The 23,334-nt window shown below is 38.1% G+C and carries 21 protein-coding genes; 10 read left to right on the top strand and 11 right to left on the bottom strand.

Annotated features, from left to right (window positions below):
- Position 1: 1 nt before the first annotated feature.
- The gene (gene mrcB / locus ABLC00_RS12655) at positions 2 to 2,398 is read right to left on the bottom strand and encodes a penicillin-binding protein 1B (RefSeq protein WP_004886236.1); all 2,397 of its coding nucleotides are present in this window, start codon (positions 2,396 to 2,398) and stop codon (positions 2 to 4) included.
- A gap of 185 nt (positions 2,399 to 2,583) precedes the next feature.
- Here mrcB and ABLC00_RS12650 point away from each other — a divergent pair, with 185 nt between their 5' ends.
- Both ABLC00_RS12650 and ABLC00_RS12645 read left to right on the top strand, forming a co-directional pair.
- Complete coding sequence (locus ABLC00_RS12650) at positions 2,584 to 3,492, top strand: NAD(+) kinase (protein WP_002049094.1); 909 nt, start codon at positions 2,584 to 2,586, stop codon at positions 3,490 to 3,492.
- Positions 3,489 to 3,761, top strand: coding sequence for a YeaC family protein (locus ABLC00_RS12645; protein ID WP_003650690.1), 273 nt, complete (start codon positions 3,489 to 3,491; stop codon positions 3,759 to 3,761). Before ABLC00_RS12650 ends, ABLC00_RS12645 begins: the two co-directional genes overlap by 4 nt.
- Positions 3,762 to 3,972: 211 nt before the next feature.
- Here the strand turns inward: ABLC00_RS12645 and ABLC00_RS12640 are convergent, their stop codons facing one another.
- Positions 3,973 to 4,977 carry a glycosyl transferase family protein gene (locus ABLC00_RS12640; RefSeq protein WP_004886239.1) on the bottom strand — a complete coding sequence of 335 codons (1,005 nt, stop codon included), beginning with the start codon at positions 4,975 to 4,977 and terminating at the stop codon, positions 3,973 to 3,975.
- A gap of 498 nt (positions 4,978 to 5,475) precedes the next feature.
- Between ABLC00_RS12640 and ABLC00_RS12635 the strand changes: the two genes are divergently transcribed.
- Positions 5,476 to 6,831: a dicarboxylate/amino acid:cation symporter gene (locus tag ABLC00_RS12635; RefSeq protein WP_002049312.1), complete on the top strand. Its 1,356-nt coding sequence runs from the start codon at positions 5,476 to 5,478 to the stop codon at positions 6,829 to 6,831.
- Between the two features lie 159 nt (positions 6,832 to 6,990).
- Complete coding sequence (locus ABLC00_RS12630) at positions 6,991 to 8,136, top strand: acyl-CoA dehydrogenase family protein (RefSeq protein ID WP_004886242.1); 1,146 nt, start codon at positions 6,991 to 6,993, stop codon at positions 8,134 to 8,136.
- 50 nt (positions 8,137 to 8,186) lie between these two features.
- Here the strand turns inward: ABLC00_RS12630 and ABLC00_RS12625 are convergent, their stop codons facing one another.
- Positions 8,187 to 8,810 (bottom strand): hypothetical protein, encoded by a 624-nt coding sequence (locus ABLC00_RS12625; protein ID WP_004886243.1) that lies wholly within the window; start codon positions 8,808 to 8,810, stop codon positions 8,187 to 8,189.
- Between the two features lie 108 nt (positions 8,811 to 8,918).
- Positions 8,919 to 9,863, bottom strand: a complete 945-nt coding sequence (locus ABLC00_RS12620) for an alpha/beta hydrolase (RefSeq protein ID WP_004886246.1) — start codon at positions 9,861 to 9,863, stop codon at positions 8,919 to 8,921.
- A 185-nt stretch (positions 9,864 to 10,048) separates the two neighbouring features.
- Here ABLC00_RS12620 and pheA point away from each other — a divergent pair, with 185 nt between their 5' ends.
- The 5 genes from pheA (at position 10,049) to ABLC00_RS12595 (ending at position 17,297) form a co-directional block, all read left to right on the top strand.
- Complete coding sequence (pheA, locus tag ABLC00_RS12615) at positions 10,049 to 11,158, top strand: prephenate dehydratase (protein WP_002049199.1); 1,110 nt, start codon at positions 10,049 to 10,051, stop codon at positions 11,156 to 11,158.
- A 108-nt stretch (positions 11,159 to 11,266) separates the two neighbouring features.
- Positions 11,267 to 13,513 carry a bifunctional prephenate dehydrogenase/3-phosphoshikimate 1-carboxyvinyltransferase gene (locus ABLC00_RS12610; RefSeq protein ID WP_004886249.1) on the top strand — a complete coding sequence of 749 codons (2,247 nt, stop codon included), beginning with the start codon at positions 11,267 to 11,269 and terminating at the stop codon, positions 13,511 to 13,513.
- 127 nt (positions 13,514 to 13,640) lie between these two features.
- Positions 13,641 to 14,024, top strand: a complete 384-nt coding sequence (locus ABLC00_RS12605) for a hypothetical protein (protein ID WP_004886252.1) — start codon at positions 13,641 to 13,643, stop codon at positions 14,022 to 14,024.
- A 233-nt stretch (positions 14,025 to 14,257) separates the two neighbouring features.
- Positions 14,258 to 15,688, top strand: a complete 1,431-nt coding sequence (locus ABLC00_RS12600; protein WP_004886254.1) for a formylglycine-generating enzyme family protein — start codon at positions 14,258 to 14,260, stop codon at positions 15,686 to 15,688.
- A gap of 148 nt (positions 15,689 to 15,836) precedes the next feature.
- The gene (locus ABLC00_RS12595; RefSeq protein WP_004886256.1) at positions 15,837 to 17,297 is read left to right on the top strand and encodes an aminoacyl-histidine dipeptidase; all 1,461 of its coding nucleotides are present in this window, start codon (positions 15,837 to 15,839) and stop codon (positions 17,295 to 17,297) included.
- 94 nt (positions 17,298 to 17,391) lie between these two features.
- Here the strand turns inward: ABLC00_RS12595 and ABLC00_RS12590 are convergent, their stop codons facing one another.
- Positions 17,392 to 18,348, bottom strand: a complete 957-nt coding sequence (locus ABLC00_RS12590; RefSeq protein WP_002049170.1) for a ribonuclease Z — start codon at positions 18,346 to 18,348, stop codon at positions 17,392 to 17,394.
- A 193-nt stretch (positions 18,349 to 18,541) separates the two neighbouring features.
- Positions 18,542 to 19,174: an alpha/beta hydrolase gene (locus ABLC00_RS12585; RefSeq protein WP_016805219.1), complete on the bottom strand. Its 633-nt coding sequence runs from the start codon at positions 19,172 to 19,174 to the stop codon at positions 18,542 to 18,544.
- A gap of 125 nt (positions 19,175 to 19,299) precedes the next feature.
- On the opposite strand from ABLC00_RS12585, the gene yaaA reads away from it, so the two are divergent.
- Positions 19,300 to 20,079: a peroxide stress protein YaaA gene (gene yaaA / locus ABLC00_RS12580; RefSeq protein WP_004886263.1), complete on the top strand. Its 780-nt coding sequence runs from the start codon at positions 19,300 to 19,302 to the stop codon at positions 20,077 to 20,079.
- Between the two features lie 217 nt (positions 20,080 to 20,296).
- Here the strand turns inward: yaaA and ABLC00_RS12575 are convergent, their stop codons facing one another.
- The 5 genes from ABLC00_RS12575 to ABLC00_RS12555 form a co-directional block, all read right to left on the bottom strand.
- A complete protein-coding gene (locus ABLC00_RS12575; protein ID WP_001154366.1) occupies positions 20,297 to 21,082 on the bottom strand; it encodes a thiazole synthase in 786 nt (261 codons plus the stop codon).
- 13 nt (positions 21,083 to 21,095) lie between these two features.
- Positions 21,096 to 21,293: a sulfur carrier protein ThiS gene (thiS, locus tag ABLC00_RS12570; protein WP_001167820.1), complete on the bottom strand. Its 198-nt coding sequence runs from the start codon at positions 21,291 to 21,293 to the stop codon at positions 21,096 to 21,098.
- Between the two features lie 13 nt (positions 21,294 to 21,306).
- A complete protein-coding gene (locus tag ABLC00_RS12565) occupies positions 21,307 to 21,672 on the bottom strand; it encodes a DUF423 domain-containing protein (protein WP_002049118.1) in 366 nt (121 codons plus the stop codon).
- 109 nt (positions 21,673 to 21,781) lie between these two features.
- Positions 21,782 to 22,648 (bottom strand): RNA polymerase sigma factor RpoH, encoded by an 867-nt coding sequence (rpoH, locus tag ABLC00_RS12560; RefSeq protein WP_002049311.1) that lies wholly within the window; start codon positions 22,646 to 22,648, stop codon positions 21,782 to 21,784.
- A gap of 133 nt (positions 22,649 to 22,781) precedes the next feature.
- On the bottom strand, positions 22,782 to 23,027 hold the full coding sequence (locus ABLC00_RS12555; protein WP_004886267.1) for a sulfurtransferase TusA family protein: 246 nt from the start codon (positions 23,025 to 23,027) through the stop codon (positions 22,782 to 22,784).
- Positions 23,028 to 23,334: the final 307 nt, after the last annotated feature.

Genomic DNA, 23,334 nt, shown 5'->3' with positions numbered 1-23,334 from the left:
CTTAGTTGTTATAACTACCACTAGAAATCACTCGTGTGTTATTCGACAGATCTTGTTCCATCTGGCTTTCACTCTCACGAATATAGCTATCGCTATTATCCGGTTGAGAAGCTGGTGCTGTGTTATCACTTTGTGGTGCGTATGTTGGATCAACTTGATAATACGGTGCTCCACATGGCGTAGCACGATGCGGAACCGTATGTGTCAGCATAGGGATATACATCGCGCCAGCACAAGCTTGTGCTGATAAATCACCTGTTGCATGGTCAATCCATTGCCACTGTACCGTGTCTGGCTGACGTAGATTTACTGGTGTTTGACGTAATTGTTTCATCACATTAATCCACACTGGTAATGCACCAGATGAACCTGTTAAGCCAGTTACTTTGTTGTCATCTAGACCTAACCATACTACAGCGACATGGTTCCCCGAATAACCAGCAAACCATGAGTCACGTGTATCGTTAGTTGTACCTGATTTACCAGCCAATTTTAAAGTAGGAGGTAAGCTGTTATACGCTGTGCGGCCCGTACCTGATGACATGACCTGTTGTAGGCCATAGTTCATGATATAGCCAACCGAAGGGTCAATGGTTTGTTGTACGTTTAAACCATAACGATCAAGTAAACGGCCATTTGCATCTACCACAGAACGAATCGCACGAGTTGGATATTTGAAACCACCTGTAGCGAAGTTTTCATAAATACCGAGTACTTCCATTGGTGACATATTAACTGCACCAAGGAAAATAGAAGGGTAGGCTGGAATTGGTGATTCAACACCAAATTTTCTTAAGTTGTTGGTAAAAGTAGATAACCCAAATTCTTGACCTAGACGAACTGCAGATAGGTTGTAAGAGTTTGCTAAGGCTTCACTTAAACTTACAACGCCATGACCACCGCCACTATAGTTTTTCGGTGTCCAGCTTTTACCGCCATCTACAGGAATGCTAATAGGAGCATCTTCGATCTTACTTGCCCAGTTATAACGTCCAGACTCAATTGCACTTAAATAAATAACTGGCTTCAATAAAGAACCGACTTGACGTTTTGCATCTAAAGCACGGTTAAAGCCAGTAAAATCTTGAGTTGAGCCAACGGCTGCAATCAACTCACCGTTTTCAGGATGTGCAATCAGTACCGCACCTTGCAAGTTTTTCAAGCGGGCAGGGTTACTTTGAGTAAGACGTTCTACAGATGCTTTAAATGCATCTTGAACCTGAGTTTGTGCAATTGGGTCCAAGGTCGTAAAAATACGTAATCCTTGATTAGTTAAATCGCTTTCTTGATATTCGGTACGTAACTGACGGCGCACAATATCTAGGAAATCAGGGAATTTTGCAGGACCTAAGCTTGGCTTGCTGAGAACACCTAAAGGACGTGCAATTTCAGTTTCATATTCGGCTTGAGTTAAATAACCCATTACACGCATGTTATTCAATACTGTATCGCGACGATTTTTTGCTCCTTCAGGGTTTTTCCAAGGGTTATATAAAGATGGCCCTTGAACTAAACCGACTAAATAAGCTTGTTGCGCGACATTAAGTTCCCGAAGTGGTAAACCAAAATAAAACTGCGAAGCCAAGCCATAACCATTAATTGAATAGTTACCATTTTGGCCTAAATTTACTTCATTTAAATAAGCTTCTAAAATTTCATCTTTGCTGTAATGAAGCTCAATAAGTAAAGCCATTAATGCTTCATTAACTTTACGCTTTAATGTACGTTCAGGGGTTAGATAGAAATTTTTGACTAACTGTTGTGTCAGGGTTGAACCACCTTGGCGACGTCCTCCAGTGACATTACTTACCAAAGCACGTGCTGTACCACGAATTGAAATACCGTGGTGATGGTAGAAATTACGGTCTTCTGTAGAAATTAAAGCTTCAATGAGTGGTTTAGGAACATTATTGAGTTTGATCAGAACACGGTCTTCATTATGCTGAGGATAGATTCCCCCAATCAGTAAAGGTTCTAAACGAGCCACACCTGTTGAAGAAGGTTTTGTACTGCGTACCTCTGCAACTTGGTCGTTTGCAAAGCTAAGTTCTAAAACTTGTTCCGGTTCTACGCTATCACCATAGTCAAAACCGCGTGTATGTACATACATGTTGCTGCCTTGAGCAACGAAGGTTCCAGACTTGTCATAATTACTTGAAGTTTTGTAACCTAATAATTTTAATTCTTGGGTAAAATTTGCTTGAGTAATGGGTGCATTATTATAAATTTCCAAAGGCCGAGCGAACACTTTGGCAGGAATGTCCCAGCGCTGTCCTTCAAATTTTTCACGGATAATATTATCTAAACGAATCAGATAGATACTAAGAGCAATAAAAGCACCAATCACCAATATGGAAAAAATTAGCGCGAAGAAACCGATACCACGTTCAAACTTCATATAAATGAGATAAAACCCTAAACAATACGTTAATGATGCGATAGCTTGTCATCAATTTGCAATGATAAAACTGTGAATAAATGGAAAACTTAGATTGAATTTTACAGCATCTTGTTGTTATGTTTTTTTAAATTAATCAGGTTAATGTTATGATAGCGTAGAATCGCAGCGGAGCTTACTCATTCGTGCAAATTTCACATAAGTCCTTCAGAAACGTCGGGTTAATTGGTCGACCGGATAAATCATCAGTTGTAGAAACACTATGTTTAATTCATGACCATTTGCTAAGTTTAGGCCTAAACCCCATTTTTGATCAGGAAACTGCCGAATTAGTGCCCTATGATCATGCACAAGTTGTTAGTCGTCACTTATTAGGTGAAGTTGCTGATCTGGTGATTGTAGTAGGTGGAGATGGTTCTTTACTTCATGCAGCTAGAGCTTTAGTTCGCTACAATACACCTGTCATTGGTATTAACCGTGGGCGTTTAGGATTTTTAACTGATATTAAGCCTGCGGAAGCTATTTTTAAACTTGATCAGGTATTACAAGGTCATTTCCAACTTGATCGCCGTTTCTTGCTTGAAATGGAAGTACGGACCAATGGTGAAGTCATTTATGATGCAATTGCTTTAAATGACGTTGTACTACACTCAGGTAAGTCGGTACATATGATCGACTTTGAACTTAATATTGATGGTCAATATGTTTACCGTCAGCATAGTGATGGTTTAATTGTTTCGACCCCGACAGGATCAACTGCTTATGCATTGTCAGGTGGTGGTCCAATTTTACATCCGAGTATGGATGCTATTGCATTAGTCCCTATGCACCCCCATACATTATCTTCACGCCCAATCGTAGTTGGTGGGCAAAGTGAAATTAAAATCGTCATTCGCGAAAATCGGGTATTACCGATGGTGAGTGCAGATGGGCAACATAGTGTATCGCTCAATGTTGGTGACAGTTTGCACATCCGCAAACACCCATTTAAATTAAGTTTATTACACCCACCAGGTTATGATTTCTATATGGCTTGTCGTACCAAACTGGGTTGGAACCAAGATTTTGAATCTTTTCAAAGAGATGAATCATGAATATTGAACAAATGCTATCTGTTTTAAACCCTGAAATTGTAGAGCGTTTAAAAACAGCAGTAGAAATTGGTAAATGGCCAAATGGTGTTGTTTTAACGAAAGAGCAGCGCGAAACATGTATGCAAGCCGTGATTGCTTGGGAGTTAAAGAACTTACCGGAAGAACAGCGTAGCGGTTATATTGACCGTGGTACAAAAGAAGAGGGTGAGGTTTGTGAAGATGATCATCACAAGCATGAGCCTGAATTTAAACCGATTCGTTTTGTTTAAAACCGTATTTTAAAACAAAAGAATAAATCCTAGTTAGCATTTGCTATCGCGTCGGCGACATGGATGTCGCCAGTTGAGCAACAGTACATGGAAGTACTGTTTGCTCAACAAAAGATTTTTGTTACTTTTCATCTTTGAAAAGTAAGTATTGCCTATATGTAGCAATATAAGAAAAACATGCTATAGAAGGCTGTATGGTCTTATATTAGTTTTATTGGCTTGAATTACGTGTTTCCCATAACACTTTTGCTTTTTGCATTGCTTCCTCAAAATTAGAAACAACGCCCATGGTATATAACGCAATACCCATAGTTTCTGTTACGGCCATTTCCCCATATTCATGATTTTGCTTTCCAAGCCAGACCGCTTTAAAGGTGGCTAAGTCTAACTCTTCTTCAATTGGGCTACGTTCAGGCGTAAGCTTTGGCAACTCATGCTCATAGAGTTCTCCATTTTTAATTCCGCAAATCAGGGTTTTCGCGTCTGGGTTTCGTTCAAATTCACCGCCTTCACCTTTAATGACTGCACTATTTTGATAGCCTAAGCGAAGCGCACTATGCTGATGAGAAGTTCTGTATGCAGGATGGAATATGGCTTGCAAGGTGGCCTTAGCGCTAAAAGGATTAATGAGGCGGGCTAACGTATGAATAGGCGAGCGTAAACCCATCACATTTCTCAAAGAAATTAAATCACTTAAAACAGGTGAAATTACATCTAATGGTAAGTAAGCAAAATTCTGTTCGGCCAATTGTGTGCGGACTTCTTGTTCAGAATGGCAAATTTTATAATCTAAATATTGCAAAACTTGTTCGGTATAGACCCGGTTAATCGTATGTCCAGAAGCGCCATGCATGACGATTTTATAGCTGTGGTGAGCAAGGGTAAGAGCTGCTAATAAAAACCAAGGGTAATGTTTCCGCTTGCCTGCATAAGATGACCAGTCCAAGTCCACATCTAAAGGTTGAAAATTAAGTTGGTCTTTGGTGGCTTGTACAAAGCCTGCAAGCTCATCAATGGACTCTTCTTTAACACGTAGCAGCATTAAAAAAGCACCCAACTGAACATCAAGAACTTCACCTTTTAAAATCATGGTAAAAGCCTGATAGGCCTCTTCATAACTTAGTGAGCGAGAGCCGGTTTTCCCCTTACCTAAAATACGGACATATTGAGCAAAGGGATGTTCAGCATCTTTATAGATATTACGTTTAGTATTCATGGCAATTCAAAACAGTAAAAATAAGGGGGAGACAGCTCAAAATGAATTGTCTACAAGGACTTATCAATATGACATAAAAAACTGCTGAAAAAATATCAAAAGTGTTTCTCATACTAAAGTCTTAAGGCTGCATGAGTGTTTTTTGTGCGTATTAGCCAAAATTTTAACCGAATTGCTATTTAATTCGAGTAAACTTTCACGTGCTTTTTTGAGCACTCATATCATAATTTTATGTGATTCTCCTATATCTTCAGCTTTTTATTGGAAAAGTAAGAGGTTATTTCTGGCTACTCAAAGTGGTTGGAAACTTCAGGTATTCTCCTGTTTTAGAAAACTGTATTTCGTTTTCATTGAGGTAGTAGGAAGGTTTTTTGTTCCCAAAAAACCGTTTCCCTTTTGCGGTGTTTATGTGAAAGGTTAGGGCTGTGTATTCGTAAAGAATAGACGTTTCATTTTGATATTTCCAACGGACTTGGAAATATAGATTGAAGTAAAGTTATGGCTAAAAAACCGATTTATAAATCACTTTATTTTCAAGTGATTATTGCGATTATTGCGGGTGTTCTGGTTGGGCATTTCTCACCAAGTACAACGCAAATAGTGAATGGTGTTGAACACCATATTCCAGGTTTAGGTGAGCAACTCAAGCCATTAGGTGATGCTTTTATTCGTTTGATTAAAATGATCATCGCACCTGTTATTTTCTGTACAGTGGTCAGTGGTATCGCTGGTATGGAAAGTATGAAGTCAGTGGGTAAAACTGGCGGTGTTGCGTTGTTATACTTCGAGATCGTTTCAACAATCGCACTTCTGATTGGCCTTGTGGTGATTAACATTGCAAAGCCAGGCGTAGGAATGAATATTGATCCTGCGACTCTGGACACTTCAGGTATCCAAAAATACGTCACTTCTGGTGAGTCACAATCTACCGTTGATTTCTTAATGCATATCATCCCAGATACAGTAGTGGGTGCATTTGCAAATGGTGAAATCTTACAGGTCCTTCTTTTTGCAATTCTATTTGGCTTTGCACTGCATAAGTTAGGTGATGCAGGACGTCCGGTATTAAAGTTAATTGATCAAATTGCACATGTGTTCTTTAACATTGTAAATATGATCATGAAGCTTGCTCCACTAGGTGCGTTCGGGGCAATGGCGTTTACTATCGGTAAATATGGTGTGGGTTCACTGGTACAGTTGGGCCAGCTCATCCTCTGTTTCTACATTACCTGTTTATTATTTATTTTCTTGGTATTAGGAACCATCAGCCGTTTGAGTGGATTTAGCATTCTTAAAATGGTGCGTTTGATTCGTGAAGAACTTTTAATTGTACTTGGTACATCTTCTTCTGAGTCAGTTCTACCACGTATGCTACGTAAGCTTGAAATCGCAGGTTGTGAAAAGTCTGTGGTTGGTTTAGTCATCCCAACAGGTTATTCATTTAACCTCGATGGTACTTCAATTTATTTGACCATGGCTGCAATCTTTATTGCTCAGGCAACAAATACACAGCTTGATATCCAGCATCAAATTACTTTGCTATTGGTACTTTTAATTTCATCTAAAGGTGCGGCGGGTGTAACGGGTTCTGGTTTTATTGTTATGGCTGCAACTTTATCTGCTGTTGGTCATATACCAGTTGCAGGTTTGGCATTGATTTTAGGTATTGACCGTTTCATGTCAGAAGCTCGTGCTTTAACGAACCTTGTTGGTAACTCTTTAGCAACGATTGTGGTTGCGAAATGGGTTGGTGCATTAGATAAAGATAAACTAAATGATGCACTGAATAATCCCGATGAAGTAGATAGAAAAATGCTTGAGCAAAAAAGTGTAATTGCTGAGGCATCTCACTAATCATTTATCGTAATAAAAAAGGAGGCTAAGCTTCCTTTTTTATTGGCTGACTGAAAAGTACAGTTTAAATGAGCAGCTATGCCATGACAGTAACTAAAAAAATGATTAGCATGCACAGCAATGAGATTCGATAAAACAATAAAGCCGAAGGAAAATATTATGTTGGCATATGATGCAGATTTAGAATTATTCCGTGATAATTTTAAACGTTTTATGAATGAGCATATTGCTCCACATTACGACCAATGGGAACGTGAAGGAATTATGCCGCGTTCAGTGTGGAATCAACTGGGCGAAAATGGCTTTCTATGTGTGGATGTCCCAGAAGAATATGGCGGTTATGGGGTTCCAACTTACTATTCATTAATGTTAGTTGAAGAGTCTGCTCGAGCTGGTTTTTGTGCATTATCAACTGCTATTTCATGTCACTCTGAAATTGCTGCACCTTATATTTTACATATTGGTACAGAAGAGCAAAAACAATATTGGTTGCCGAAAATGGTAACTGGTGAAGTGGTTGGGGCAATTGGTATGACTGAACCGGGTGCTGGTTCAGACTTACAATCAATGCGTACGAGCGCCATTTTGCAAGATGACCATTATTTACTAAATGGATCAAAAACATTTATTTCAAATGGTCAACATGCTGACCTTGTGGTGCTTGCAGTAAAAACCGATCCTCAAGCGCGTGCGAAAGGGGTGTCATTATTATTGGCAGATACTCATCTGGAAGGCTTTAAGAAAGGTACCAACCTAGACAAAATCGGTCTGCATTCTCAAGATACTTCTGAGCTATTTTTTGACAATGTTAAGGTTCCTAAAAACCAGTTACTCGGTCAAGCTGGACAAGGCTTTGCTTATTTAATGCAAGAGTTACCGCGAGAACGTACCGCTATTGCATCTACCGCAATTGGAGCTATTCGTGGTGCAATTGATTTAGCAACGGCTTATGTAAAAGAACGTCATGCATTTGGTCAGCCTATTTCTCAATTCCAAAATACGCGTTTTGTTTTAGCTCAAGCAAAAATTGATGAGCTTGCTACTACTGCTTTTTATGAGAGAAACGTTGCTTTATATCAAGAAGGTAAACTTGATGTTGAAACGGCTGCAGCACTGAAAAGTTTTAGTACAGATATGCAAATGAAAGTAGCTGACAACTTGCTGCAACTTTTTGGTGGTTATGGTTATATGACTGAATATCCAATTTCACGTTTCTTTGTAGATGCTCGTATTCAGCGTATTTACGGTGGTACAAATGAAATTATGAAAGAAATCGTAGCGCGTGGCTTAATTGGTAAAGCCTAATTAAATAGTTTTAAAAAAAGCCTACCTTTGAGTAGGCTTTTTTATATTAACTATTTGTTAGTTCGATAAATGACAGGAAAGTCTTGTTGCTTGGGTAACTTGTGTAAGGCCTGATTGATCTTTATTAAAAATGCATCTGCTTCATCTTGACGAAAAGAGTCTTCGGTATATTTGCTACGTTTTTGATTGATGCCACAACCCGTTATTTCCATATTTTCAGGATTAAATGACCAGTCATTTGGATTCTTTAAGTTAATGTCTAAATCACTTTCACAGCTTTTCCATAAATGTAAAAACTCATTTGATAATTCTGTTTTAAATCCTCGTGCTGGATAGACCGAGAAGCCTTTCATTTCGGGATTAGAAAATTGTATAAAAATATCTACTGGCATACCTCCCCAAATGATTGCTGTATTTTCTGGTAATGCAATGCCTGATAAATTTTTTTCTTTTAAAGCATGTGTTTGCTCAAATTTCTGTCTGAAATTTTGCGATTGATAGGTCAGCTTGGTTTGAGGTGGGATTGGAATACCACGAATTTGATTACTGACAGTCGTCATATAGTACGGAGAATTATCAGTACCATTGCAACCTGCAATTATTGGACAACCGCCGCAAGCCGTTAAACTAAAAGTTGTAAAACCCAATAGGCTTAAAACAATAATTTTATTCATTCTATTTTACTGTTGTTATGACATATTGGGTCAGTATAACCAATCCATGCATTAAGAGGGCTATCTTTAAGAACAACGAAATAATCAGCTTTAAATGTAATTATGTTTTTACTTGGCTGGCTGATGTAATGGTCCATCAAATAAAGATTTACAGCTTTCTAAATTTTGACAAGAAGCAAACATAAGTGCTTTAGGTAAGCTCGCATATAAATTTGTAATGTGTTGTTCGGCAGGGTTATAAAAATGCCAATAACTAAATTCGTTTGAACGTTTATTTTCTAAAGCTTTAAAAAAGTCTGCTTCATTAAGCGTATTATTCAGTTGAGTAAGAGGGCCACCTTGTTCATGTGTACCGACTGTGGTCATGAGTAAAGGGAAATGATTTGGTTTTTGACTTTGCCAATGTTCTAACTGTTGAAATAACATGCCTTGATCAAACCACAAAGAAGGACTTGCAGCGAAGTAACGCTGAAATGCATTTGGCTTTTGAAAAAAATGATAAAGTACAAACAAGCCTCCAAAAGAGTGCCCATAGAGGCTTTGTTGCTGGCTGTTAACTGGAAACTGATTTGCAATTTCAGGTTTGAGTTCGTTATTTAAAAAGGCAATGAACTGATCAGCACCACCATATTTATATTTACCGTGTGCTTGAAATTGGGCAGAAGGTTCTGGTGTGTAATCATAAGCACGCTTTTGCACATCAAAGTTTTTTTGATGTGGATAACCAACAGCTACAATCATGAGCGGATCTAAACCTAATTTAGTCGAACCTGCTCCAATTGACTGAGCAATATTGGCAGCACTAGGGAAAGTTGCATTTCCATCTAATATATAAAGTACAGGGTAACCATGTTGGGGCGGGGCCACAGGCGGTTTATAAATTTGAATTAGATATTCATGACCTGTATTTTTAGATTTGATTTGAAATTGTGCCTGATTATTTTGAAAAACGATTTTTGATTGATCTTTTATTGAAGGTTGAGCCAAAACAGGCATACTTATTAAAGTGCCCAAGAGAAAACTACAAGATAAAAAGAAAAATGGTTTAAGCATAATAAAGTTAAGAAAATGTTATAAGTAAAATAATAAATGAAAATCATTATCAAATAAAGTAATCTTATTGACAGGTTTGAGAGTGATTAACGAAAAAAGCCGGTACACCGATATTGCCTAACAAATCAAAGCCGACTATTGTTATACTCTCGTTTAAAAGATGATTTTTCTGAGGCTGCATTCCAATGATCAACGATGATCAAAACAAAACGACTTCTCTTAGTTTAGAACAAATTCGCGAAGATATTGATAGCGTAGATCAACAGATTCAAGAGTTATTAAATCGCCGCGCAAGCCTTGCTGAAGCTGTTGCTAAAGCTAAATTTGCTTCCGAAGAGAATCCTTTGTTTTATCGTCCTGAACGTGAAGCACAAGTATTACGCAAAGTTATGGAACGCAATCAGGGACCTTTATCTGATGTAACCATGGCGCGTCTGTTCCGTGAAATTATGTCTGCTTGCCTTGCTTTAGAAGCTCCGCAAAGCATTGCATTCTTAGGACCTGAAGGTACTTTTACGCAATCTGCTGTGCTTAAACATTTTGGTAAAGATGCAGTTGTACGTCCATTACCAACTATTGATGAAGTGTTCCGTGAAGTAGAAGCGGGTAGTGCACATTATGGTGTAGTTCCAGTTGAAAACTCATCTGAAGGTATTGTGAACCACACACTAGATTGCTTTAAAACATCGAATTTAAATGTGATTGGTGAAGTTGAATTGCGTATTCATCATCAATTCCTAGTTTCTGAAAATACGCGTAAAGACAGCATTAAACAGATTTATGCGCACCAGCAAACTTTGGCGCAATGCCGTCAATGGTTAGACGCGCATTATCCAGGTGTTGAACGTGTTGCCTTAAACTCAAATGCAGAAGCTGCACGCCGTATTCGCAACGAATGGCACTCAGCAGCAATTGCATCTGATATTGCAGCAGGTATGTATAATCTTGAAATCTTGCATAGCAATATTGAAGATAATCCGGAAAATACCACTCGTTTCTTAGTGATTGGCCGTGAAAAAATTCCACAAAGTGGCAATGACAAAACATCGTTATTAATTTCAGCACATGATCGTGCAGGTGCTTTATTAGAAATTTTAGCGCCGTTTGCAAAACATAATATTAGCTTAACGAGTATTGAGACCCGTCCAGCATTACCTGAAAAATGGGCATATGTATTCTTTATCGATTTAGAAGGTCATATTGATCAAGAAAACGTTGCTGCTGCAATCAATGATATCCGTCCAATGGTAAAAGAGCTTCGTATTTTAGGTTCTTATCCTGCTGCTGTTCTTTAATTACTTACGTTGGAATAATGACATATATCCAAAGGAATATGTCATTAAGCTTAAAAAACAAATTGCTCAAAGATTTAAATAACTTTGAGCAAAAGCAAAGTTGAAGTTATGTCACAACCCCTATTTAAAAAAGTTGCATTTATTGGTTTAGGACTCATTGGGTCGAGTTTGGCTCGCGTTATTGTTGCAGAAAAGTTGGCGACAACTATTGTGGCATCTACACGCTCACAGAAAACTTTAGAAGATGCAAAATTACTTGGTTTAATACAAGAAGGATTTTCCGATCCTGTAGAGGCCGTGAGAGGGGCGGATTTAATTGTTTTAGCCTTACCTGTACGTGCTACACAAAAAGTGCTTGAGCAAATTAAACCTTATTTGTCAGAAACCACAATTTTGACCGATGTGGGAAGTACAAAAGGTAATGTGGTTGATGCAGCAAAAGCTGTATTTGGTGAAGATTTACCAACGGGTTTTGTACCCGGGCATCCTATTGCAGGTAGTGAACACACGGGTGTTCATGCAGGTAAAGTCGATCTCTTTGCAAATCATAAAGTGATTTTAACGCCGTTACCAACAAGTGCAGAATGGGCTGTTGAGAAACTAATTCAACTTTGGTCAGCTGCTAAAGCTGAAGTGATATGTATGGATGTTGCTAAACATGATGAGGTTTTGGCACATACGAGCCATTTACCGCATTTAATGGCATTTAATCTAGTCGAGCAACTTGCAAACCGTGAAGATAACTTGGATATTTTCCGTTATGCGGCTGGTGGCTTCCGTGACTTTTCACGAATTGCAGCAAGTGATCCTCAAATGTGGCATGACATTTTCTTTGCCAATAAAACCGCTATCTTAAATGCTGTAGATGGCTTCGAAAAGCAACTTACCGTACTTAGAAAATTGATTGAAAACGAAGATTCTCATGCATTAATGGGTTTACTCGGCCATGCTCAGGCAGCACGTCAACATTTCAATCATATGTTAGCCAAAAAACCTTTAATGGAGAAAAATAAGGTGACACAGCAATTCAGTATCTTACCGGGAAATAAGACTTTTAAAGGTAAATTTACCGTACCGGGTGACAAATCTGTGTCACATCGCTCCATTATGTTTGGTGCTATTGCAGAAGGCACTACGCATGTAACTGGCTTCCTTGAAGGTGAAGATGCTTTAGCAACTTTACAAGCTTTTCGTGATATGGGTGTAAGCATTGAAGGCCCTAAAAATGGTGAAGTGATCATTCATGGCGTGGGTATGTATGGCTTAAAAGCACCAGCAAGTGCATTGTATATGGGTAACTCTGGAACAAGCATGCGTTTGCTTTCAGGTATGCTTTCTGCCCAAAAGTTTGATTCTGTTATGACAGGTGATGCGTCACTTTCTAAACGTCCAATGGAGCGTATTGCTAAACCCTTACGTTTAATGGGTGCGCAAATTCAAACAACAGGCGAGAAAGGTACACCACCTGTAAGTATTACTGGTGGTCAGCAATTAAAAGGTATTCAATACGATTTACCTATGGCATCTGCTCAAGTGAAGTCTGGTATTTTACTTGCTGGTTTATGGGCTGAAGGTGAAACTTCGGTAACTGAGCCGGAACCAACACGTGATCATACAGAGCGTATGCTTCGTGCATTTGGCTATGATGTTAAAACTGAAGGTAATAAAATCTCACTCGTTGGTGGTGGAAAATTAGTAGGTACTAATATTCAAGTACCATCTGATATTTCATCTGCTGCTTTCTTTATGGTGGGTGCTGCAATTACTGAGGGTGCAGACGTTGTACTTGAAGCGGTAGGCATTAACCCAACACGTACAGGTGTAATTGAAATTTTAAAACAGATGGGTGCTGACCTGACTGTTGAAAATGAACGTATTGCTGGTGGCGAACCTATTGCTGATATTCATATTAAAGGTTCGCGTACCCTTAAAGGTATTCATATGCCTGAAGATCAAGTACCTTTGGCAATTGATGAATTCCCAGCATTATTTATTGCAGCGGCTTGTGCTGAAGGGCAAACAGTACTCACAGGTGCGGCAGAGCTTCGTGTGAAAGAATCTGACCGTATTCAAGTTATGGCAGATGGTTTAAAAATCATGGGTATTGACTGCACACCAACTGAAGATGGCATCATTATCGAAGGAAAAGGCAAATCTGGCGATTGGTCACCAATCTTTGCTGGCGGTGAAATCGAATCGCACCATGACCATCGTATTGCTATGAGTTTTAGTATGGCAGGTCTTCGTACTTCTGGTCCGATTACAATTCATGGTACTGAAACTGTTGCTACAAGTTTCCCAACATTTACTGAGTTGGCGAATCGTGCAGGTTTAACGATTGAAGTTAGCCAATAACTTTTGACCTCATACATTTTATAATTGCTAACACAATAGCAACGGCAGCAGCGAGCTAAAGGCTTGGCTGCTGTTTGTTTATTGCTTATGCTAAGTGCAGATAATGATAATAGTGTTAGGACAAAGGATGAAAAAATTACAATTTATTGCCAGTTGCCCAGAACATGGGGTGCTTGATCATCCACCAAATGAATGCCATATCACTCAAGAATATGTAGCGGCCTTATTATTTAAACAATTGGGACATTATGGTTTCGATGCACAGCATATTGTACATGAGCATGAAAAAGTAGAAGTGAGTATTGATAATCATCTTTTGCCGTTGTCTATTACTTGCCAGAAAACGGACCACGATGGGCATTTAATGTGTGAAATCTTTGCCAATCCAGATGAAGAACAAGACTGGTTTGAGAAAATCGAAACACAAAGCATTATTCGTCAGCTTGCGCAGGCTGTTGAAAATAGTTTGAAAGCCGATCAGAGTTTCTCCGAATTTGTTTGGAAGTCTTGACCAATTAAGCATATTTTGTGAAGAGAGGGTGAACATATTTGTTCACCCTTTTGATTTATTAATATTGATAAGAATTTTTTATTTTTGTAGTGACATTATTTAATAAAAATTAACAAACAAAAAAATAATATTGTTTGAATTTTGATCTAAATTTCTATTAATTTAAAAATGCTATTTAACAAACAACTAATCAATTTCCTCTTTTTATTTATATTATTTTACAGAGAATTAACATGAATATAATTTCCAGTAATTATTCAAAAGGCTTTGGTATATTGATTATCTCCTTATTATCAGCTTGTAATAATGATGATAAAGATACAACCATAAATTCGAAGAATCAGAAGTTGCTAGAAGAAACTATTACTTCCTTGGAAAATCTTAAACAAACTTTGGTATGGCAAGAAAATCAATGTGATAGTGTCTATTCTAAAGTTATCGGTGAGGCGACAGTAGCTCAAAAATCAACGGCAGAACTAAGAGCCAATATCGCGAGTTCAAATAATTTAGGAGTTTTTCTTGATAATCAAATTATTCCGAAACTAGCTCAGCTTACTGATGAGTCGACTGTATTAAGAGCGAGATGTAATGCTCCAGACTATGATGGAACAGGCGTAAGTATTGAACGACCTGCTATGCTTAGAGAAATGTTAAGTGAGTGGAAAGGAACAATTAATTTATTAATTCGTCAAATAAATAACCCTCCTAATATGAATCCTGAAATTAAATTAGCTTCATTAACCAATATCAATGTTAATCAATTAACGGCAGCAAAATCTAAATTTAAAGATTGTTCAGATAGTTTTTGTCCAGAAATGACGGTTATTCCAGCTGGTAGTTTTTTAATGGGCGGAAATATAAATGAGCAAGAGCAACAAAATGTACCGGCTCAATCTCGGCCATATGAATTACCTCAAAATTTAGTACAAGTTGAAAAACCATTCGCAATGTCAACTTATGAAACAACAATTGCTGAGTTTCAGGCTTTCCAAAAGGAAACTGGCTGGGAGGTCGAGGGGTGCCGTAATTGGGAAACGCGAAATGGTGTTTTCAATATGTGGTATCGAGATGATTTAAATCCAAATAATTCGGGTATGAATCAGACACCTCAGGATCCTGTTGTATGTGTACGCCGTGAAGATGGAAGAGCATTCGCGAAATGGTTATCTAAAAAAACGGGCCAGACTTACCGTTTACCAACAGAGGTTGAGTGGGAGTATGCGGCTCGTGCTGGAACGACAACAGCCTATTATTGGGGGGATGACCTTAATCTTGACCAAGCTTGTAAATATGCAAATGTATTAGATCCAACAACAGTTGGAGCACTACCACAAACTAATGGTTGGAGTTTATTTAATTGCACAGATGGTTATCCTTTTACTTCACCAGTAGGGAAGTTTTTACCAAACAATTTCGGTTTATATGATATGAGTGCCAATGCCCGAGAATGGGTCGATGATTGCTGGCATGCAAATTATGAAAATGCTCCTAGTGTAAATCGTCGTTGGGGTGAGGAAAATAATGGGCAGTGTAACTTCCCAGTTTTACGTGGGGGAGCATGGATATATAACACTTATAACGTACGAACTGCCTATCGTAATGCTTATGTAACTTCACAAGCCCGTTCAATCATGTGGGGTTTCCGTTTGGTTCGTGAAATTTAACTTTGATTTTTATATCTAATCTATTCTACATTTAGAGTCATTTTTAATTTATCAGCGTCGATTTTAATAAAGGCTAAAACTGCGCTGATAAATTCTTATCTTTGAATAAACCTAAGTTTATTAAGAATATTTTTGAGAGTATAAATATATGGTGCCATTTGATTTTTCAAACTTATCTCCTCAAATTGTTTGGCAGCATTTTCAAACACTTTGTACGATTCCGCGTCCCTCAAAGCATGAACAACAGCTTCGTGAGTATCTAAAAAACTGGGCCGAAAGTCGGAATTTAGAAACTTACGTAGATGAAGTTGGTAATTTAATTATCCGAAAAGATGCAACTACGGGTAAAGAACATGTATCTGGCGTTATTCTTCAAGGCCACTTAGATATGGTCACACAAGCTAACACTGGCACGGTACATGATTTCTTTAAAGACCCGATTTGTCCAGTCCTCGAAGATGGCTGGTTAATTGCCAAAGACACTACTTTAGGTGCTGATAATGGCATAGGGGTGGCTTTGGCTTTAGCTGTTTTAGATTCAAATGATATTGCTCATGGACCAATAGAAGTTCTTTTAACAGTCGATGAAGAAGCAGGTATGAGCGGTGCTCGACTTTTAGAAGCCGGTATATTAAAAGGAAAATGGTTATTTAATATTGATACAGAAGAATGGGGTGAGTTGTATCTAGGGTGTGCTGGTAGTATTGATATTGAGGTAGAGCAACCGCTTAGCTATGAACCAATTTCTAAAGATTTAAATATTGTGAATATTCAGGTGGCTGGTCTTAAAGGCGGACACTCTGGCATAGATATCCATTTAGGACGCGGCAATGCAAATGTTATTTTGGCTCGTTTTTTAAATCAATATTTAGGCTCACTTGGTGGGCATCTTGTTGAGTTTACAGGTGGTACGGCCCGTAATGCTTTACCGAGAGAAGCTGTAGCGACTATTGCAATTTCATCTAACCAATTGCCTGAATTAGAAAAATTACTCGATGAATATCAAACAGCATGGAAAAAACAGCTACAAGGTGTTGATGACAATCTGCAATTAACAATTCAGCCTAATAGTGCTGAAGTGACTGAAGTGATTGCTCAACAACAGCAAAACGAGTGGTTACAAGCTTTAGCAACAAGTCCTTATGGCGTTGCAAGTATGAGTCAAGCTCTCCCAGATGTGGTTGAAACTTCAAATAACATTGGAGTGGTGAGACTAAATAGAGAAGGCGGAAAAGCTGTTTTAATGGTTCGCTCAATGGTGAACCAAGAAGCTCAAGATTTTGCAGAAAAAATTCAGGCGCATTTTCGTCAATTTAATATCGCCTCTATACTCACACCATTAGTTTCAGGTTGGACACCAAATCCTGACTCGGCGGCTTTAAAGTGTTTGCAACAAGCCTATCAAAATGCATTTAATATTGAGCCAAATCTTAAAGTGATTCATGCAGGCTTGGAGTGTGGAATTATTGCCGAGCATTATCCACATTTACAGATGGTTTCGTTTGGGCCTGATATTCAAGGTGCACATGCACCAGGCGAACGAGTAAAAGTAGATACTGTAGAGAAATGCTGGAAGCTACTGGTAACCGCTTTGGCATCTGTAGAGTAATTTTTTAAGAAATAAGAAGCTCAGTTATGAGCTTCTTAAACTTTTACATGGAAATGATGTGTAGTTAATTCGATCTCTCAATAAATATAATTTTTTACTCGATTTTTAAAAGTTGTCCTGTTTCATTTAAAGTAAATTCATCAAAATCATTTGCTAAATAAAAATGACCTTTATAAAACTGGCGAACTTCTTCGGAAATAGCTTGCTGGCCAGATTTATCCTGATGTCTAGGACTAAAATGCGTCAGAATTAAATTACCCAAAGATTGCTGTTCTGCAAATTCAGCCACCATTTTTGCTGAGCTATGCATTGGACCTTTGCCGATTTTATCTAAAACCGTTTGCAAGTATGTTGATTCGTGAATAAGGAGTTGGGCATCTTTGCAAGCGTCGGCTAATAGTTCTGGTTGGTCATTATCACCACCTATAATTGCATGAACTTGTTGATTTTGAATTTTGATAAAGTCTTGAGCTTTTAAAGTTTGTCCCTCAAATTCAATATTGTAGCCACGTTTTAAATGGCCCCACATATCGCCTTGAGGCACGCCTAGCTGTGTGAGAGCTTGGATATCTAACTTCTTCTGAATAGATTTGATATAAATACTAAAAGCAAAACTTGGAACACGATGGCTTAGAGGATGTGCTTGAACAATAAATTCATCAGTGATCTGTTGTGGCTGTATTGCATCATTCACATCAATAAATTGCAGTGAATAGGGTAAGTGTAAGTCTGTGAGTTGGGCCGTGATCTCAAACCATTGCTGAATTTCTTTCGGAGCAATCACGATTAAGGGTTTGCTACGAGCATTCATTCCCGCACTTGCCAATAAACCAACTAGACCATAACAATGATCGCCGTGAACATGTGTAATACAAATGGCAACTAGGTTTTGCAAGGAAAGTTTAGCTTGTTGAATGCGGTGCTGTGTACCTTCGCCGGCATCAACTAAAATCCAGTCCTTATTTTTGCTGTTACGAACCGCTAATCCTGAAACATTACGGGAAAGTGTGGGTACACCTGATGATGTGCCTAAAAAGGTAAAATGAAGCATATTCTTGGAATTTTTTAATCAAATGCGTAATTTATATTATAGACACTTATTAGAATTTTATAAAAATTATAGTAAATGATAGCGACCGAGTAAAAAATATTTGGCACGTTCTGGGTTAAGTTGGAATAATTTTCAATAAGGACATACTTGAAAATGATGGGCATACTCTCAAGTTATGCCCATCAAATACACTTTATTTCATGATAATAAAGCGTGTAATGATTTGACGAAGCTGTTTTAAATAACCTGTAAAGAAGTGGTTAGCGCCCGGTAAAATCGTAATTGGATGCTTCTGCGGTTTTGCCCATGCAATTGCATCTGAAAGTAAAGTAATATCATCTTGCTCACCATGAATGAGTAGAATATCACCTTGAATTTCAGGGGTTTTATAGTGACGTAATCCCACAACAGTAGCTGTTGGTAAACCACACAAAATTAATTGTACAGGCTGTAATTCAGGGCTAAGCTGCGCATGACATTTTGCCAAAACATGTGAGCCGAAGCTAAAACCGCCTGCATAGAATGGTAAGCCTTCATGAAGCTTACGAACGTGTTCAATCACAGCTAAAATATCTTCGGTTTCGCCATGGCCTTCATCATGAACACCTTCACTGCCACCTAAACCACGGAAACTAGGACGGTAAACAATACAACCATATTCATTAAAGATTTGGGTTAAAAGAGCAGGGACTTTATGTTGAGGAGTTCCACCTTGCAATGGGTGCGGATGGCAAACAACCGCAAAGCCTTTGATTTCACCTTCAGGGCGGTCTACAAAAAGTTCAATTTTACCTACTGGACCCTGAATGAAAATTTGCTCAGACATATAAGAATCGATAAATAACAATACGTATTCCTATTTTACCGATAGTCGTCATTGAAAACACGAGTTAGCATTAAAAAATATCTACTGTTATAGTTGGTATTAAGAATAATTTTTTCAGGTTGTCTATGCTTGCTTTAATTTCTCCTGCAAAAACTTTAGATTATGAAACAGCGTTACCTACAGATGTGTTTACTCAGCCTCGCTTATTAGAAAACTCAGCACAATTAATTGATGTTTGCCGCAAACTTTCCGCTTCGGAAATTGCGAGTTTAATGAATGTCAGTGAAAAAATTGCTGCATTGAATGCTGATCGTTTTAGAGACTGGACTCCCGAATTTAATTTCTCAAATGCTCGCCAAGCTATTTATGCGTTTAAAGGGGATGTCTACACGGGTTTAGATGCTTATCATTTAAAAGACAAAGATATTGATTTTGCACAGCAGCATTTGCGTATGCTCTCTGGTTTATATGGTTTATTGCGTCCCTTAGATTTAATGATGCCTTATCGTCTTGAGATGGGCACTAAATTAAAAAATACGCGTGGTCATAATTTGTATGAATTTTGGGGTGATATCATCACTAACCAAATTAATGAAGACTTGGCAGCAATTAAATCTGAATTGCTGGTAAATCTAGCTTCGGATGAATATTACAAGTCTGTCAATGAAAAGAAAATTAAGGCTGATATTGTGAAGCCTGTTTTCCTTGACCAGAAAAATGGCAAATATAAAGTCATTAGTTTCTATGCGAAAAAAGCACGCGGTTTAATGGCTCGTTTTATTGTTGAAAACCAATTAAATAAAGCTGAAGATATCAAAGCGTTTAATACTGAGGGTTACTACTTTGATGCTGATAACTCATCTGCAAAAGAGTTGGTATTTAAGCGCGATGAGCAAGTGGCTTAATTAAATTAATAATTTTACGTGATATGCGACCTTTGGTCTCATGTTTAATTTATTAAGCTCTATATTGGCTATGCTTTACTTTTGAAAGGTCAAAAGTAACAAAAACCTTTGTTGAACAGAGGGCACATCCATGTGGCCCCTGTTCAACAGTGGCATCCATGCCACTTGGCACGATAGCTTTTGTTATCGTGCTTTAAAATTTAGGCAAAATTAATGATTACTTAAAGAAATAACCAGTCTCAGGTGAACTAGCATTTGCCATGCGTTTACGTGGCATACGTCCAGCTAAAAATGCTTCACGTCCAGCTTCAACAGCTTTCTTCATTGCAGAAGCCATTAAAATAGGATTTTGCGCAGCTGCAATGGCAGTATTCATCAGCACGCCATCACAACCAAGTTCCATCGCAATAGCTGCATCACTTGCTGTACCAACACCTGCATCTACTAAAACTGGTACTTTCGCATTTTCTTTAATAATTGAAATGGTGTGCGGGTTTAAAATACCTAAACCTGAACCAATCAAACTACCTAAAGGCATAATTGCAACACAACCCATACTTTCAAGTTCTTGCGCAATGATTGGGTCATCCGAGGTGTAGACCATAATCTCAAAACCGTCATCAATTAAAGTGCGAGCAGCTTTTAAGGTCTCGGTTACATTTGGATATAAGGTTTTTTCATCACCCAACACTTCAAGCTTTACTAGGTTATGACCATCGAGTAATTCACGGGCTAACATGCATGTGCGTACTGCGCTGTCAGCATCAAAACAACCTGCGGTATTTGGCAAAATTGTATATTTTTCTGGTGGGATGACTGAAAGTAAATTCGGTTGATCTGGATTTTGTCCAATATTCACGCGGCGGATTGCGACAGTTACGATTTCAGCACCACTGGCTTGAATAGCTAAATCCGTTTCATTTAAGTCTTTATATTTGCCAGTTCCTACCAATAAACGAGATTGAAAAGAACGTGAACCAATAATGAGAGGGGTGTCTTGCATGGATAACTCCGACTTAGCCGCCGCCAACAGCGTGAATAATTTCGATACGGTCATGTTGAGCAATCGTAATTTGCTCTAATTTGCTTTTAGGTACGATTTGCTGATTGTGTTCAACAGCAAAACGTTTTCCTTCAAGTGCCAACTCCTGAATGAGTTGCAAAAGGTTTTGGCTAGGCGTGTCCGTTAATTCGCCATTTAAATAAATTTGCATGATCACATTCCGATTATTTTGCGTATTTGAAAGCATTCCAAGCCAAAACTAGCCATCCAGCAATCATTAAGGCTCCACCGATTGGCGTAATTGCACCTAATATGCGTGGTAAACCTAATGCCATGATATAAAGCGAACCACAAAAGAACAGAATGCCAATCTGAATAAGCAAGAAAGATAACTTGATTGGGAAATGGGGAAGAACCTTACTTAGAATACCAAGGGCTAATAGCCCAAGTGCATGATAAAAAAAGTAGTCGGTTGCAGTCTGCCACCAAGCAATTTGTTCAGGGCTCGCGTGAGCTTTAAGACCATGTGCTCCAAAAGCACCCAACATGACTGCAAAAGCAAGATTAAGGGCTGAAATGGCAATCCACATAACAAAAAACGCAACTGAATAATGAAAGGCAACGTTACCATAGAATAGGTTGGCTAAACATAGCCAGATAAAACAAAAGGGCTGACCGCCCTCTTATTTTTTATTTACTTTAGCTTGCTGACATAGCGACTTTAATTTTTTCCATCGCATTTTTTTCAAGCTGACGAATACGTTCTGCTGATACATTATATTCAGCAGCAAGCTCATGTAGGGTAGATTTATCGTCATCTAACCAACGGCGCTGCAAAATATTACGCGAACGATCATCTAACTGGTCCATTGCATCATGTAAAGCAGATGTACTTTGCTCTTCCCAGTCTTCATTTTCAACTAAACGAGCAGGGTCGTAACGGTTATCTTCAAGATACAACGCAGGTGCTGTATGTGGAGTATCGTCGTCATCATCGCCTTGCGCTTCAAAAGCAGCATCATAAGCAGTTAAACGACCTTCCATTTCCAAAACTTGTTCTGGAGTTACATTTAAGTCGTTAGCAATAGATTGGGCTTCTTCGAGTGTTAATTTTTTACTCGATTTTTTCAAACTACGTAAGTTGAAGAAAAGTTTACGTTGAGCTTTAGTTGTTGCAATTTTTACAATACGCCAGTTACGAATAACGTATTCATGAATCTCTGCCTTAATCCAGTGGACGGCAAAAGATACGAGACGTACGCCCATGTTTGGGTCAAAACGTTTTACGGCTTTCATTAAGCCTAAGTTACCTTCTTGAATAAGGTCGCCTTGAGGGAGGCCATAACCTGCATAGCTGCGCGCAATATGAACGACAAAACGTAAATGCGACATTACCAGCATTTTTGCGGCATCAAGATCTTGGTCATAATAATAACGTTCAGCAAGTTCTTTTTCTTGCTCGGCCGTTAAAATAGGAATCTGATTGACAGTACTGATATATGCACCAAGGTTTACACCGGGCGCAGACAATGACAGGGGCATCAATTGATTGCTGCTGTCACTCATGAGTTCTCCTTATAGGATAGGATGGATTAACCAATAAATTCATCTTAATTTGAATTGGCTTCATAATTAAGGAAAATTGGGTAGAAAAATGTAAAATTTTATGCAGTTTCTAATCTTAGATTTTAACAAAGAATCATTGAGTTTCAATTAAATAGTGAAATTCTCTTTCTGAAATCTGCATGGTTTGACACATAAAATGATGTAAAGTGCAGTAACGCGTTACATCAATTTCACTATGCGGGTCAGATGATTTCAATAAAAATAGCTGCTTTCCTGATACTTTCTTAAGTTCACGTTTTAACATTAATAAAGGCATTGGACATGGTTGACCAAGGGCATTAATTTCAATAGGTGCTACAGCAGAAGAAGTAGTGCTCATTCATTTTAAAAACAACTAAAAAAAATATTTTAACAAATTTTTTTACGAACTCTAGGTGTTTTATAAAAATTAAGAGCTAAAGGAATACATAAAAATTATTGTAATAAGCTGTTTAAAAAAAGAGCTAAAAATAGGGGAAATATTTGAAAAAAATTCTATTAATTGTCATAAACCCGTGTTAAGCTCGAACCGTTTTAGGAATTACCACACAGTTAAATTGTTTTAATAACCTATAACAAATGGATGTAACCGGAAATTGTTGATAGTTTTACAGAATGATTACAAGCTTTAAGATTATAAAAATTTT

The organism is Acinetobacter nosocomialis (assembly GCF_041021905.1).
Lineage (GTDB): Bacteria > Pseudomonadota > Gammaproteobacteria > Pseudomonadales > Moraxellaceae > Acinetobacter > Acinetobacter nosocomialis.
The sequence above is the reverse complement of the archived record's forward strand: the minus strand, read 5'-3'. Positions and strand labels throughout refer to the sequence as shown.

Bases quoted from the DNA above. Each gene is read 5' to 3' on its own strand.
- mrcB (WP_004886236.1), bottom strand. From the start codon at position 2,398: ATGAAGTTTGAACGTGGTATCGGTTTCTTCGCGCTAATTTTTTCCATA.
- ABLC00_RS12645 (WP_003650690.1), top strand. From the start codon at position 3,489: ATGAATATTGAACAAATGCTATCTGTTTTAAACCCTGAAATTGTAGAG.
- ABLC00_RS12640 (WP_004886239.1), bottom strand. From the start codon at position 4,977: ATGAATACTAAACGTAATATCTATAAAGATGCTGAACATCCCTTTGCT.
- ABLC00_RS12635 (WP_002049312.1), top strand. From the start codon at position 5,476: ATGGCTAAAAAACCGATTTATAAATCACTTTATTTTCAAGTGATTATT.
- ABLC00_RS12630 (WP_004886242.1), top strand. From the start codon at position 6,991: ATGTTGGCATATGATGCAGATTTAGAATTATTCCGTGATAATTTTAAA.
- ABLC00_RS12625 (WP_004886243.1), bottom strand. From the start codon at position 8,810: ATGAATAAAATTATTGTTTTAAGCCTATTGGGTTTTACAACTTTTAGT.
- ABLC00_RS12620 (WP_004886246.1), bottom strand. From the start codon at position 9,863: ATGCTTAAACCATTTTTCTTTTTATCTTGTAGTTTTCTCTTGGGCACT.
- pheA (WP_002049199.1), top strand. From the start codon at position 10,049: ATGATCAACGATGATCAAAACAAAACGACTTCTCTTAGTTTAGAACAA.
- ABLC00_RS12610 (WP_004886249.1), top strand. From the start codon at position 11,267: ATGTCACAACCCCTATTTAAAAAAGTTGCATTTATTGGTTTAGGACTC.
- ABLC00_RS12605 (WP_004886252.1), top strand. From the start codon at position 13,641: ATGAAAAAATTACAATTTATTGCCAGTTGCCCAGAACATGGGGTGCTT.
- ABLC00_RS12600 (WP_004886254.1), top strand. From the start codon at position 14,258: ATGAATATAATTTCCAGTAATTATTCAAAAGGCTTTGGTATATTGATT.
- ABLC00_RS12595 (WP_004886256.1), top strand. From the start codon at position 15,837: ATGGTGCCATTTGATTTTTCAAACTTATCTCCTCAAATTGTTTGGCAG.
- ABLC00_RS12590 (WP_002049170.1), bottom strand. From the start codon at position 18,348: ATGCTTCATTTTACCTTTTTAGGCACATCATCAGGTGTACCCACACTT.
- ABLC00_RS12585 (WP_016805219.1), bottom strand. From the start codon at position 19,174: ATGTCTGAGCAAATTTTCATTCAGGGTCCAGTAGGTAAAATTGAACTT.
- yaaA (WP_004886263.1), top strand. From the start codon at position 19,300: ATGCTTGCTTTAATTTCTCCTGCAAAAACTTTAGATTATGAAACAGCG.
- ABLC00_RS12575 (WP_001154366.1), bottom strand. From the start codon at position 21,082: ATGCAAGACACCCCTCTCATTATTGGTTCACGTTCTTTTCAATCTCGT.
- thiS (WP_001167820.1), bottom strand. From the start codon at position 21,293: ATGCAAATTTATTTAAATGGCGAATTAACGGACACGCCTAGCCAAAAC.
- ABLC00_RS12565 (WP_002049118.1), bottom strand. From the start codon at position 21,672: ATGTGGATTGCCATTTCAGCCCTTAATCTTGCTTTTGCAGTCATGTTG.
- rpoH (WP_002049311.1), bottom strand. From the start codon at position 22,648: ATGAGTGACAGCAGCAATCAATTGATGCCCCTGTCATTGTCTGCGCCC.
- ABLC00_RS12555 (WP_004886267.1), bottom strand. From the start codon at position 23,027: ATGAGCACTACTTCTTCTGCTGTAGCACCTATTGAAATTAATGCCCTT.